At 70.6% G+C, this 12224-nt stretch carries 10 protein-coding genes and 3 pseudogenes; 8 read left to right on the top strand and 5 right to left on the bottom strand.

Going from position 1 to position 12224, the window contains the following annotated elements:
* Positions 1-608: 608 nt before the first annotated feature.
* Positions 609-1802 carry a serine/threonine-protein kinase gene (locus ABT115_RS22210; protein WP_351792512.1) on the bottom strand — a complete coding sequence of 398 codons (1194 nt, stop codon included), beginning with the start codon at positions 1800-1802 and terminating at the stop codon, positions 609-611.
* 727 nt (positions 1803-2529) lie between these two features.
* Between ABT115_RS22210 and ABT115_RS22205 the strand changes: the two are divergent.
* From ABT115_RS22205 to ABT115_RS22195, 3 genes and pseudogenes are all read left to right on the top strand, one after another.
* Positions 2530-3666, top strand: a pseudogene (locus tag ABT115_RS22205) (acyltransferase family protein); the annotation flags it as partial.
* Between the two features lie 66 nt (positions 3667-3732).
* Positions 3733-5007, top strand: a complete 1275-nt coding sequence (locus ABT115_RS22200) for a sensor histidine kinase (RefSeq protein WP_351792626.1) — start codon at positions 3733-3735, stop codon at positions 5005-5007.
* Positions 5008-5149: 142 nt separating this feature from the next.
* Positions 5150-6220 carry a lactonase family protein gene (locus ABT115_RS22195; RefSeq protein WP_351792623.1) on the top strand — a complete coding sequence of 357 codons (1071 nt, stop codon included), beginning with the start codon at positions 5150-5152 and terminating at the stop codon, positions 6218-6220.
* A gap of 97 nt (positions 6221-6317) precedes the next feature.
* On the opposite strand, the gene ABT115_RS22190 is transcribed toward ABT115_RS22195, so the two are convergent.
* Entirely contained in the window at positions 6318-7241 is a 924-nt protein-coding gene (locus tag ABT115_RS22190) for a sirohydrochlorin chelatase (RefSeq protein WP_351792509.1), read from the bottom strand.
* Between the two features lie 118 nt (positions 7242-7359).
* Positions 7360-8415: an N-acetylglucosamine kinase gene (locus ABT115_RS22185; protein ID WP_351792507.1), complete on the bottom strand. Its 1056-nt coding sequence runs from the start codon at positions 8413-8415 to the stop codon at positions 7360-7362.
* 214 nt (positions 8416-8629) lie between these two features.
* Between ABT115_RS22185 and ABT115_RS22180 the strand changes: the two genes are divergently transcribed.
* Positions 8630-9307: a uracil-DNA glycosylase gene (locus ABT115_RS22180; RefSeq protein ID WP_351792505.1), complete on the top strand. Its 678-nt coding sequence runs from the start codon at positions 8630-8632 to the stop codon at positions 9305-9307.
* Between the two features lie 113 nt (positions 9308-9420).
* Here ABT115_RS22180 and ABT115_RS22175 read toward each other — a convergent pair whose 3' ends face one another.
* Positions 9421-10509, bottom strand: a complete 1089-nt coding sequence (locus ABT115_RS22175) for a WD40/YVTN/BNR-like repeat-containing protein (RefSeq protein WP_351792503.1) — start codon at positions 10507-10509, stop codon at positions 9421-9423.
* 135 nt (positions 10510-10644) lie between these two features.
* Here ABT115_RS22175 and ABT115_RS22170 point away from each other — a divergent pair, with 135 nt between their 5' ends.
* Positions 10645-10824, top strand: coding sequence for a hypothetical protein (locus ABT115_RS22170; RefSeq protein WP_502969142.1), 180 nt, complete (start codon positions 10645-10647; stop codon positions 10822-10824).
* Here the strand turns inward: ABT115_RS22170 and ABT115_RS22165 are convergent.
* Complete coding sequence (locus ABT115_RS22165) at positions 10812-11360, bottom strand: GNAT family N-acetyltransferase (protein WP_351792620.1); 549 nt, start codon at positions 11358-11360, stop codon at positions 10812-10814. The genes ABT115_RS22170 and ABT115_RS22165 overlap by 13 nt on opposite strands.
* Before the next feature lie 132 nt (positions 11361-11492).
* On the opposite strand from ABT115_RS22165, the pseudogene ABT115_RS22160 reads away from it, so the two are divergent.
* From ABT115_RS22160 to ABT115_RS22150, 3 genes and pseudogenes are all read left to right on the top strand, one after another.
* A pseudogene (locus ABT115_RS22160) lies at positions 11493-11672 on the top strand (hypothetical protein); the annotation flags it as partial.
* 13 nt (positions 11673-11685) lie between these two features.
* Complete coding sequence (locus ABT115_RS22155; RefSeq protein WP_351792499.1) at positions 11686-12066, top strand: hypothetical protein; 381 nt, start codon at positions 11686-11688, stop codon at positions 12064-12066.
* Positions 12063-12221 (top strand): annotated as a pseudogene (locus ABT115_RS22150) (transcriptional regulator); the annotation flags it as partial. The gene ABT115_RS22155 and the pseudogene ABT115_RS22150, both read left to right, overlap by 4 nt.
* Between the last annotated feature and the right edge of the window lie 3 nt (positions 12222-12224).

Raw genomic sequence — 12224 nt, 5'->3', positions numbered from 1 at the left:
ACCGAGGACGGCAGCCCTCTGCATCATCATCGATCAAGGAGGGCCGGTGCGGAACCCGGACCGGATGTCCACCCGCCTGATGCGGCGTCAACCGATGACGGTCATACCGCAGCCTCTCGTGTCACTTCGGCGCGAAGACGATCCGGACCTGGCCCGGCGCGCACATCATCTGCTTGCTACAGATGGTCGCCCCAGGGGTTTCCACGGGAAGGGCGGGCGGCATGTCGGTGCTGGCGGGGGTGTGCTCAGTACGGAAGCGGGCGCCCGGACGGGGTCCGCAGGTCGAGTGGCGGCGGCCGCGACGGCAGCTGCGGACGTCGGACGATCTTGATGCGGCCCATTGCCAACACCTCCTGTCGGTCACCGTCATATGCCCGGAGGGTTGCCCATTCATGCGGCTTCCTTCTCGCTCAACTGGCCGACTGTGCAAGAGCGTTGTCCAATCGGCCAGGGTGGTGAGAGGAAGGCGTGGGAGGGCGTCATCTTCACGCCGCACCGGGGACACCGCGCACACGCGGCGCGGCCTGCACAGCCCGCCTCCGGCCCGGCACGACAATTGGCCGGAGATCGACGACTTCCCCCGCCCGCTGGCCGCCGTCGTTTGAGACTCAGTCCTGCTCGTCGTCCCCGTCGTCCTCGCTGTACTGTGCCGGCTGTTCGGGGGCCGGTGATTCGGGTCCGGTGGATGCGGCGGGCCCGGTGCCCGGGGTGTCGGCCGAGCCGGGATCCGGGGAGAACAGGCTCATCCCCAGGTACACGGCCGCGAGGAAGGCGACCGTACCGGCGATGGCGCTGGCCACCCTGGGCCGACGCCTGATCGCCTCGCGGGTGCCGGTGCGCCGCCGGACTGGCGCGGACCGGTCCGCCGGACGCCGTCTGCGGCCCCCGGCCTGCGGCAGGCGATACGTCGTCACGCCCTCGGCCTCCTGAGCGGAGGCCGACGTCGGGGAGGGGCTGAAGGTGGGGGCAGGCACCGAGGCATAAGGAACACTCGGCGCTGCCGGAGGGGCCGTGGGGGCGTACATGGGCATGGGCTCCGGCTGTCCACGCCACGCATCGCTCTGGAACCAGTCGGCTACCTGCTGGGCGCTGGGACGGTCCTCGGGCTGCTTCGCGAGCAGCCCCAGCAGATAGGAGTCGAAGGCGGAGGACAGGTCGACGCCCCGCTGTCTGAGCGGCACGGGGGGCGTGTCGACATGCTGATAGAGCGTCGCGGTCGCGGTGTCGGAGCGGAACGGTGGCTCGCCCAGCAGGAGTTGGTAGATCACACAGCCGAGGGAGTACATGTCGGACGCCGCACCGGCGGTACGGCCCAGGGCGCGCTCCGGGGCGAGATAGAGACTGGTGCCGACGATCTGCCCCGTGGTGGTCAGTGCGGCCGAAGGGTCGTCGACGAACTGGGCGATGCCGAAGTCGCCGATCTTGACGGACCCTTCGGCGTCCAGCATCAGGTTTCCGGGCTTGATGTCACGGTGCACGATGCCCTGTCGATGGGCGGCGGCGAGCCCCGCAGCCGCCTGGCCGGCGATCCGGGCGACCTGCTCGGCTCCGAGCCGCTCCTCGGCCGCGAGCAGATCGCCCAGGCTTCTGCCCTCGACGAGCTCCATCACGAGGTAGAAGCGGTCCTCCCAGGCACCGAAGTCGAACACGGCCACCAGATGAGGGTGGCTCAGGCGGGCCGCGGTCTGCGCCTCCAGACGGAACCGAGCGGTGGCCGACTCGTCCGCGTGGTCGCCCAGCAGCAGCTTCACGGCCACCGCCCTGCCGAGCACTTCGTCGGCGGCGCGCCACACCTCACCCATGCCGCCGCGGCCTATGGGAGACAACAAGCGGTACCGACCAGCTACCAGCACCTGTGCACCAATCTCGAATTGTGGGCCGCTTCGACTGCCACGGCGGCGACCCGACCGGGATCGGGGCGGTGTGGGGGGCGCGCGGCATGATCAGGATATCGGGCCGCCGGACCTCGACGGCACGCCGAGTAGGCGATCCGCTTTCCGCAGGGGCTGCGCCGGGCGGCAGCGCCGCGAACTCCTCACCAGGTGTCGACGAATAGACGGCGCCTTCCGGGAATTCATGGCATCCAGCCTGCCAAGACAGTGATCACCTCGGGCTGCCGGCGGCCGTGCGGTCCACCGATCGACGGCGGCGGCCCCGTCGGACCGTTCCGGTGCCGCCTCGGCTCCCGTCTCATACCCGTAGTCCTGCAGAGCTACATAAAAGGTTCACACCCCGGTGGGACGCGGGGTACAAGGCCCCGCCCATAGCTTCTGTACCCGAAGCACTGCAGTCATCCGGTACAGCGACGACTGGGTCGCCGACGTGCCGCGCATGAAGCTCCGACTTCCCTTTGGGGACATCGGGTTCGGCGCGGACCCGATGCCGTCCGAGTTCGGCGCCGAGATCTTCGCGGCGGGCGACGACGGCCACAGCGACTACCTGAAGCCCGGTTCCTTACCGCTGCCGCTGAAGACATCGCCCGGACTGTGGCCGGAACGGCCACGTCCGCAGAGCCCTCGGGAGAGCGCCATGCATGACTTCGTCCGGCGGATCGAATCCGCCACGCCAGCCGACCGCGACCGCGCCACCGACGCCCTGCGCGCCATCGCCATTCTCGGCGTGGTTCTCGGCCACTGGCTGGTGACCGCCCTCGTCGTCGACAGCGGCACCATGCACGGCTCCAGCCCGCTCCAGTACATGCCCCGGTTCACCCCGGCCTCCTGGGTGTTCCAGACCCTTGCCGTCTTCTTCCTGGTCGGCGGACAGGTCGGCGTGAAGAGTTACACCTCGGCCCGCGCCCGCGGCGAGAACTACGGCCGGTGGCTCCGTATGCGGATGACCCGGCTGCTGCGGCCGGTGGTCCTCGTGCTGGTCGTATGGACCGTGGCGGCGTGCACGATGCTCGCGTCCGGGGCGGACCAGGACACGGTGCGCGCACTGTGCAAGCTCGTGTGGTCCCCGCTCTGGTTCCTGGTGGTCTTCGCGGCGCTGACGGCGGCGACCCCGCTGGTGACGAAGCTGCATCCGCTGTGGCCTTTCGCCGTTTTGCTGACCACCGACCTCTGCCGGTTCGGCCTGGACGCGCCCGGCGAGTTCGCCTGGGTCAATGTGGGGGCCGGCTGGCTGGTTCCATACTGCCTGGGCGCGGCCTGGGCCCGGGGCGACCTGGACAGCCGCAGGACCGGCTGGACGCTGCTCCTCGGTGGAGCCGCCGCCACCGCCGGACTCGTCCTGTGGGCCGGCTACCCCGCAGCCATGGTCGGGGTGCCCGGCCTGGAGATCTCCAACCTCGACCCGCCCACCCTCGCGGTGGCCGCCTTCGGCCTCGCGCAGTGCGGAGCGGCGCTGTTGCTGCTCGGCCCACTGCGCCGGGCGCTGCGACGCCCGGCGGTCTGGGCAGCGGTGGCGACGGTGAACCTCTCCGCGATGACGATTTTCCTGTGGCACCAGACTGCGATGATCGCGGTCACCGCTACCGGCCTGTTGGCGGGCGGGCCCCTGACCGGCCTGCACACCGTCCCCGATACCCCCGACTGGGTACTCGCCCGGCTGGCCTGGCTGCCCGTGTTCGCGGTGGCGCTGCTGGTGTGCTGGGCGGCGTTCCGTGATTACGAGCAGGGGCGGCCGCGAAGGAAGGGCATGGTCGTCCGCAAGGGGCGTCCCGCCTGGTCGGCGGAGACGCTGCCCCCATGTGCCGGTCGGTCTAGGGTGCGTTCTGTGAAGTGGGGAGACATGGCGAGGCGGTCGGCGGAGGTCCTGCGGGCGTTGCCCCGCACCCTGCGCGAGGACCTGGTGACGTCGGCGGCCACCCCGTACGCGGAGCGGCCTCGCTGGCTGGACTGGCGGCCGGCTCTCATGGTGCCGTTGGTGCTGTTCGCGGTGGTCATGCTCATCATCAACACGAACGTGTACACCTTCGGCTACGGGATGGGCATACAGCTCGGCCTTCTGTTCGCCGGTATCCAGTCGGCCCCGGTCGTTGTCGCACTGTTCCGCCCCATCCCGGCCTGGTGGGCGTCGATGCTCGTCATGGTCGTGATCACCCCGTTCGCCGGAAGCTCCGGTCCCGGTGGCGTGACGTTCCCTTGGAACGGAGCCGGGATCGCGCTGCAAGCCGGGGTGTTGTTCCTGCTCGCACTGCGGGTCCGGCCCCGGATCGCCGCCGAGACGCTGACGATCAGTGTCGTGGCCGGACTTGTCTGCGGCGCGGCCGGCCCCTGGCGCCCGACCAACGACGTCGGCCTCGCCGTCGCGGTTCTCGTCATCGCCGTGGTGGTCGGCGCCGCGCTGCGTGGTATCGGGGTGGCGCGTACACAGCTGGTCGTACAGGAGGAACTCACCGTCGAAGAGCGGTCCAGGCGCACCCTCCTGGAGGAGCGCAACCGGATCGCCCGTGAGCTGCACGACGTGGTCGCCCACCACATGTCGGTCATCTCCATCCAGGCGCAGGTCGCCCCGCACCTGGTCGACAACCCGTCCGACGAGCTGAAGGAGAACCTCGCGGGCATCCGCGAGAACGCGGTCGACGCGCTCACCGAACTGCGAAGGGTGCTCGGTGTACTGCGCTCCGAGGACCCCCTGCCGCAGGCGGCGAGGCACGCCCCGCAGCCCACCCTCGACCGGCTGGACGAACTGATCGACAACGCGCGCGGCGCCGGGCTCGCGGTCAGCGCCGAGACCAGCGGGGAGCCGCATCCGCTGTCGCCGGGCGTCGAACTGTCGGCGTTCCGCATAGTGCAGGAGGCTCTCAGCAACGCGATGCGTCACGCACCGGGTGCGAAGGTGCGGGTGGAGGTCGGTCGCCGCCCATCGGGCGTCACGGTCCGGGTCACCAACGCCCCGCCGGACCGGGCCGCCCCGCCCTCGGTGGGCCCGGGCCACGGACTGCTCGGCATGCGCGAGCGCACCGCAATGCTGGGAGGCGAACTCGCTACCGGAGCCACCCCTGACGGCGGCTACGAAGTGACTGCGGTGCTGCCCGCACAGCCCCCTGCCCATCACCGATGACTCCCAGCCCCCTGTCAGGGCGGCATCCGAGGTCTTGGTCCAGACCTCGGTGGGGTGACTGCTACCGTCGCCCGGGAAAATCACGAGGTACGAACGGTCGTGGTCAGTCGGCGGAGAGGGCAGTGCGGTGACGAGCAGTGCGGTGGGCAGCGACAACTGCGCAGGACGGGCATTCATCGGGTCGTTCACCTCGGCAGGCGGGTGGGGAATCACCGCCGCCGCCGTGGATCAGGAGACCGGAGCCCTGACCGTCCTCGGCTCGACGGACACCGTCCCCGATCCCTCGTATCTCGTCCTGGGGCCTGGGCCGGGTCCGGGCGGCAGGGTGCTCTACTCGGTCAGCGAGACCGAGCACGGTGCGGCCGCCGCACTCGACATCACCGGCGATGTGCCGCAGCCGATCGGTGAGATCCGACCGGTGGAAGGCAATGGTCCGACCCATCTCGCGCTCGCGGGCGGTCATCTGCTCACCGCCAATTACGGCTCCGGCAGCGTCACCGCTCTGTCCGTGCGGAAAGACGGCTCCCTCGGTGCAGTCACCGCCGTGCTCCGGCACGAGGGCAGCGGTCCGGACGCCGACCGTCAGCGGGGCCCGCACGCTCACCAGGTGCTGCCGGACCCGTCGGGGAACTGGGTGCTCAGCGTGGACCTCGGGACCGACTCCGTACGAATCTGCGCGCTCGACACGACCACCGGAGCGCTGCGGCTGCACGGCGAGACGGCCCTGCGGCCGGGAACGGGCCCGCGCCACCTGGCCTTCCACCCTGCGGGCAGCCACGCCTACATCCTGCACGAACTCGCACCGACCGTCACCGCATGCAGGTGGGACGCCGCCACGGGGGCACTGGAACCGGTCGGTGAGATGTCCGTGCTGCCCGAGGAATCGGAGTGTGGCGGGGACACGGCGACCTATCCGTCCGAGGTGGTCGTCTCGCACGACGGACGGTTCCTCTGGACGGCCTGCCGGGGGCACGACAGCATCTCCGTTCTCGCGCTCGACGGAACGGGCGAGAAGGCGACCCTGGTCACGACCGTGGGCTGCGGCGGGCACTGGCCGCGCGATCTCGCGCTCGACCCCACCGGCCGATGGCTGTACGCGGCCAATGAGCGGTCCGGGAACGTCAGTTGGTTCGTCGTGGACTCGACGACCGGTATCCCGCACTGCACGGGCTCGCTGGAGGTCCCCGCCGCGTCCTGCGTGATCTTCGCCTGACATCACGACACATACAGCCGAATCGCCGGGCGGGCCGGAAGGATCGAGCCCGCCCGGCGATGACGACAGACGTCTGCCGGGCGCACCCGGCCCCAAGTCAGTGCGCCTGAGAGCCCTGCGGCGTCGTGGGTGCGATGCCGAGAGCCGTCATGTACATCGAGAGCACGAGCTTGCCGATCGCCGGATACGCGCCGAGAGGCTCGGCCGTCGCGCAGCCCGCCTCCTTCGCGGCGGCATCCAGCAACCCCTCGGCCACCTCGGGGCCGACGAGGTACGGAGCCAGCGCGAGCTGCGCCGAGCCGGAGCCGGTGAGCTGCTCGGCGATCGACGCGACGGAACCCTCCACATCGAGTGCGGCGGCCATCACCGGTACCGCGAGCCGGGCGGCAAGCAGCATGCCGGTGATCCCGGCGGCCTGCACGGCCTCCTCGCCACCCACCGTGGCCAGCACGATGCCGTCGGCGGCCGTGGCTACCGTGAAGAGCCTGGCACGGTCGGCACGGGCCAGACCGGCCTCGGAGAGGCGTACGTGCAGCGCCTCGGCGAGCAGCGGGTGCGGGCCGAGCGCATCGGTCAGCTCGACCTGCGTGCCGCTGTCCATCACGGCCTGCCGTATCCGCCGGATCAGGGCACTGTCCGGCCCCGCGAGCAGCGGCACCACGACGGCGGACGGACCCTCGGGCTCGGCGACCTCGCGGCCCGCGGCCTGCGCCTGCTCGAAGCGCGCGATGCGCTCCGCGGCGCTGTGGGTGAGTACGGACGAGAGCTTCGGGTACTCGGCATCGTCGCCGTCGAGGTAGCCGATTCGGGCATTGAGGCCGGGCAGCTCGGAACGGGCGATGCTGATCACCTCTTCGGCCAGGCTGCGCGTGGCCGAAGAGGGGGCACCGGGAACGGCGAGAACGAGCGCGGCGGCGCCCTCAGGTGCGACCACGGGCTCCGGGCGGCGGTGCCGTCCGGACTGGCGAGGTCGCGGCATTCGTACAGGCAGGCCGGAAGCGGGCCCAGTGGGGGTGCTCATGGCGCCGCATGCTACTGGTTTTGGGTTTCCCTCTGTTCGGGGAGGGCCCAGACAGGTGTTATCTGTCCTCTTATGTCCGATGGGGGCATGCTGGCTGACTGCCCCGTTCTGTCGGCACCTATTCGCGCTCCTGCCCAGGCCCGTAACCGGGGACGCAGAGCAGGGCCGGATCGCGGGGCAGCCGCAGATCTCCGGCGGCCAACGCCTGAGCGATGGCCAGCGCACCGGTCAGCGGATCACCCGAACCGGGGACTGTCCGTGCCTGCGGGAGCTGCCGGGACAGTTCCTCTCGCAGCGGTACGAGCAGCGGATCACCCATGCGGAACAAGCCGCCCGTCAGGGCCACTTCGCATGGTTCGTCGTCGGCCACGGCCTTCGGGCACACCGCTGCGGCCACCTCCGCGATATGTCCGGCGGCCTCGCGCAGAATGCCCGCGGCGACCGGATCATGCCCGGCGCACGCGGCGACCTCGGGCGCGAACGAGGCCAGCACGGCAGGCCGGTCGGTGCGCGGATACAGCAGTCCCGGCAGCTCCGGCGCCGGCCCGAACATCGCCTCCAGCCGGGCCAGCAGCGCGGCGGACCCACCACGCCGTCCATCATGGGCGCGCATGCCCGCATCGAGCCCGGCCCGCCCGATCCAGGCGCCGCCGCCGCTGTCACCCAGCAGATGCCCCCAGCCGTCGGCGCGTCGCCAACTCGTCAGATCCGTACCCAGCGCGATCATGCCCGTGCCACCCGCGACGACCGCTCCAGGGCGCTGACCGACCGCACCCGCGTAAGCGGTCACCGCGTCGGCAGCGAGAGCAAGCTGGCACACCCCGAGCACACTCTCCAGGGCCGAAGGCAGCTCGGCGCGCAGTTGTCCTCCGAGCGTCGCCATACCGGCGGCGCCGATCGCCACGGCGGCGATTTCGGAGCCGTCACCGCCGCCGTGCCGCTCCAGCAGTCGGCGGGCGGCGGGGAGCAGTTGCTCCAGCAGATGGCCCGCATCGATGCCCGCAGGTCCGGTGCGTACCGGCTCGGCGCAGACCGTCGTGCCCACCGGCGCGGACGTGCCGATGGTGCCCAGCGCCACCCGCAACCCGGAACCGCCCGAGTCCACGCCGAACACGAACGGCCCAGACGTACCCGTCGCACCGGTCGATGTGCCCGCCTCCGTCTCCGCCGTCATGACAGCCTCCACGGGAGGCAACGAGCTCCGCTGCTTTCCGGCGAACGCCTGCGTGACCTCATGGACCGGCTCCAGTAGGAAGTGGTAAGGAGAGGAATGACGGCGGCAGCCTATCCCGAGTCCCGGATGCGGGACTCCGGGGTGCAGACGATCGGCTGCGGGCGCCGGCACGGGGGTGGGGAGCGGGCCGAGTACGCCGGTAGAGTGATGCTCCGTGGCACCACGACCGTTGAATGAAGTAGTCGAGCTCGGCTGGGCCGAGGCGCTGGCTCCCGTGGCCGGACGCATCGCCGCGATGGGCGATTTCCTGCGTGCGGAGGTCGCAGCCGGCCGCACCTATCTGCCGGCAGGCGCGAACGTTCTGCGCGCATTCCAACAACCCTTTGACGAGGTGCGCGTACTGATCGTCGGTCAGGACCCCTACCCGACACCAGGGATGGCTATGGGGCTGAGCTTCTCCGTGGCCCCCGAGGTGCGTCAGCTGCCCGGCAGTCTGGAGAACATCTTCCGGGAGCTGCACACGGACCTGGGGCTCCCGCGACCGTCCAACGGCGATCTGACGCCCTGGACGCGCCAGGGCGTGCTACTACTGAACAGGGCTCTCACCACGGCGCCCCGTAAACCCGGTGCGCACCGTGGTAAGGGGTGGGAGGAAGTGACCGAGCAGGCCATCCGGGCCCTGGCCGCGCGTGGCAAGCCCCTGGTGTCCGTGCTGTGGGGGCGCGACGCCCGTAATCTGCGGCCGTTCCTCGACGGCTTCCCGGCGATCGAGTCCGCGCATCCCTCGCCCATGTCGGCGGACCGCGGCTTCTTCGGCTCGCGCCCGTTCAGCCGTACCAATGAACTCCTCCTGCGCCAGGGGGCCCAGCCGGTGGACTGGCAGCTGCCGTAGAGCAGGACAATTGCCCCGGCATTGCGCCGGTCCCGGAGGTGACACCGGCCCCCTTTCGGGGCCGGTGTCAGATCCTCGGATCACCTGCGTGGCACATCACTTGTCCGCAGCGGTCACGGACCGATGGCCGCCGCCCGGACGCAGAGGACATCCGGCAGGTGCGAGGCGAGCTGCTGCCAGCTGTCCCCCTCGTCCGCGCTCGCGTACACCTCGCCATTGCGATTGCCGAAGTAGACGCCCGCCGGGTCGGCGTCGTCCGTACAGAGCGCATCGCGCAGCACCGTGCCGTAATGCGTCGCCTGGGGCAGGCCCGCAGACAGCGGCTCCCAGGTGCTGCCCGCGTCGCCGGTGCGGAAGACCCGGCAGCGGTGCTCGGCCGGCACGCGGTCGGCATCGGCGTTGATCGGGAAGATGTACGCCGTGTCCGCGCGGTGCGGGTGTGCGGCTGCGGCGAAACCGAAATCGGAGGGCAGGCCCTGGCCGATGTCCGTCCAGTTGTCCCCGGAGTCGTCGCTCCGGAACACTCCCCAGTGGTTCTGGAGGTAGAGCCGGTCGGGATCGACCGCGTCCCGGGCCACCTTGTGGACGCACTGACCGAACTCCGGATTCGGGTCGGGGAGGTAGACCGCCGACACTCCCCTGTTCGACGGAGACCAGCTCGCGCCGCCGTCCTTGGTACGGAACACCCCGGCCGCGGAGACCGCGACCGTCACGGACCGGGCATCCCTGGGGTCCGTGAGGACGGTGTGCAGACCCTCACCGCCCCCGCCCGGCACCCACTTCGAACGCGTCGGATGCTCCCACAGCGGGCGGACCAGTTCGAAGGACAGCCCGCCGTCCTGAGAACGGAACAGCGCTGCCGGCTCGGTCCCCGCGTACACGACATCGGGTGCTTCGGGTCCTGCCGGGTGCAGCTGCCAGACCCGCTCCAGCGATGCCTCGGTGAACTGCGGGAACTTTACGGCCGGTTGCTCTGGTTCGACCCAGGTGCTGCCCAGGTCGTCGGAGCGGAGGACCGACGGGCCCCAGTGCGCGCTGTCTGCGCCGACCAACAGTCGGGGGACCTTCCTACGGGTGTCGATGGCGATCGAATAGATCGCCTGGGCATTGAAATGCGGGCCGTCGAACTCCCACGCGCCGCCGCGCCTGCGGCCGATGAAGAGGCCCTTGCGGGTGCCTACGGTGAGCAGTACGTCGGTCATGGCCGATCCTCCCGAAACGCCGTTGTGTCGGATACGGGCCAGTCTGCACCCCTCCACTGACAGTGACCCGCAGCGCGGCTCCGAACCACCGGACCCTGTTGCTGCCACGATCGGCGAAAGTGCGGTGCAGCAGACGTGGAAAGCGCTTGCCGAGCGCGGGGGGCTGCTGCCGCGTCCGAGGTGACCGGCGGGCAGCTCGACGCTCTGGCGCGCGGCGACAGCGGCTACCTCGCCGACGCCTGCGTGCATGCCGAACAGCCCTCCGCGTACGATAAGTTCGGCATGTGCGGCCGTCTGGGCGTCTACCGCGGCTGACCGGCCCCGGCGATGCCGACGGCGCCGGCGCCGGCGGAGCTCATCAGGACTTGGGTCGTGCTGCCGTCGTCCTCCACCGTGTCCCGGACGTGCCGGAAGCCGATCCGGCGCAGCAGCGCCAGCGACGCCGCGTTTTCGGCGGCCACCGTCGCATGCACCTCGGTGAGCCCGAGGGCGTCGAACCCGTACGAGGTCAGTGTCTGCGCGATCTCGGTGCCGAATCCCTGCCCCCATGCGTCCGGAGCCAGGGCGTAGACGATCTCGTGGCCGTCCACATCCGGGGACGGGGAGGGCTTGATCTCCGCATGGCCGACCAGGCGGCCGCCGTGTCGCACGGCCCATACGTCGAAGAGCTCCTGTGCGTACACCTTGCTGAAGACCCGCCCGAACAGGGCGCGGTCCTCGGCCTCGGTGCAGGGTCCGTCACCCATCCACTGGGACACCCGCGCGTCCTGGAAGAGCGCCACGAAGCCGTTCTCGTCCGCGGGTGTGTACGGCTCCAGGAGCAGTCGCCCGGTGTGCAGGGTGGGGGTCATCATGACGGGGGACGGTACGCGGCTCTGGTCCGGCCCGCAACGAAATAGAAGTGCAGGTCGGACCGGGTGAGCGGGGTGCGGGGCACCCTGCGCGGGCAACGCCCTGGCCTCCGACGGGCTCACGTACGCCGTCTCACCAGTACGGTGCACCGGATCGGCCGGTCCGGAGTCCATGTGCTGAAATTCTGGATGGTCGACCCGACGGTGGTGCCGCAGAACCTGGTGGTCGATACCGGCGGTCTCGAGCCCAGATGCCTGGGCCCGCCGGGGAGCCTCCGGCTGCGCTGGGCCGAAGGGTGCACTGGGCAATGAGGAGAGCAGAGCGATGACGAGTGGGATCGAGGACCGCGACGGACACGCTGCGACCCTGGAGGTGACCCCCGTTGGGGCGGGGGTCCAGGTCCGGGGCGTGGCACCGTCGGGAGAGCTCGCTGTGATCTGCACCCCCGCCCGTGCCCGGGAGCTGGCCGCGGCGCTCGCCCTCGCGGCGGACGAGGCCGAGAGTGCGCAGTCGGCGGAGCCCGTCACCGTCAAGGCGTGCGAATTGCGTCGAGGGGATGCACGGCGCGGCGACCGGGCCATGACGGTGGAGTACGTCAGGATCGACGGCACCACCGCCCATGTCACCTGGAAGTCGGGTGCCGGACGCAGCTGGACCCAGGTTTACGACGCGGACGCCGACATCACGCTGAGGCGTCGCGGATAGCCCGCACACGCCGCACAGCGGCGCGTGAGGCCCATTCCCGGCCGGAAGCGATCCGCATCGAGGCAGCGCTCCACGCACTCTCCGACCCTATGAGGCTGCGCGTAGTCCGCGAGCTGGCCGCCGCCGATGCCGAGCTCACCTGCTCCTGTTTCGAAGGG

The sequence above is a fragment of the Streptomyces sp. NPDC001832 genome (genome assembly GCF_040297265.1).
Classification (GTDB): Bacteria; Actinomycetota; Actinomycetes; order Streptomycetales; family Streptomycetaceae; genus Streptomyces.
The sequence above is the reverse complement of the archived record's forward strand: the minus strand, read 5'-3'. Positions and strand labels throughout refer to the sequence as shown.

What these genes read in the sequence shown, in the direction of transcription:
- ABT115_RS22165 (WP_351792620.1), bottom strand. Translation starts at nt 11,360, where the DNA reads ATGACCCCCACCCTGCACACCGGGCGACTGCTCCTGGAGCCGTACACA.
- ABT115_RS22175 (WP_351792503.1), bottom strand. Translation starts at nt 10,509, where the DNA reads ATGACCGACGTACTGCTCACCGTAGGCACCCGCAAGGGCCTCTTCATC.
- ABT115_RS22210 (WP_351792512.1), bottom strand. Translation starts at nt 1,802, where the DNA reads ATGGGTGAGGTGTGGCGCGCCGCCGACGAAGTGCTCGGCAGGGCGGTG.
- ABT115_RS22155 (WP_351792499.1), top strand. Translation starts at nt 11,686, where the DNA reads ATGACGAGTGGGATCGAGGACCGCGACGGACACGCTGCGACCCTGGAG.
- ABT115_RS22200 (WP_351792626.1), top strand. Translation starts at nt 3,733, where the DNA reads ATGGCGAGGCGGTCGGCGGAGGTCCTGCGGGCGTTGCCCCGCACCCTG.
- ABT115_RS22185 (WP_351792507.1), bottom strand. Translation starts at nt 8,415, where the DNA reads ATGACGGCGGAGACGGAGGCGGGCACATCGACCGGTGCGACGGGTACG.
- ABT115_RS22190 (WP_351792509.1), bottom strand. Translation starts at nt 7,241, where the DNA reads ATGAGCACCCCCACTGGGCCCGCTTCCGGCCTGCCTGTACGAATGCCG.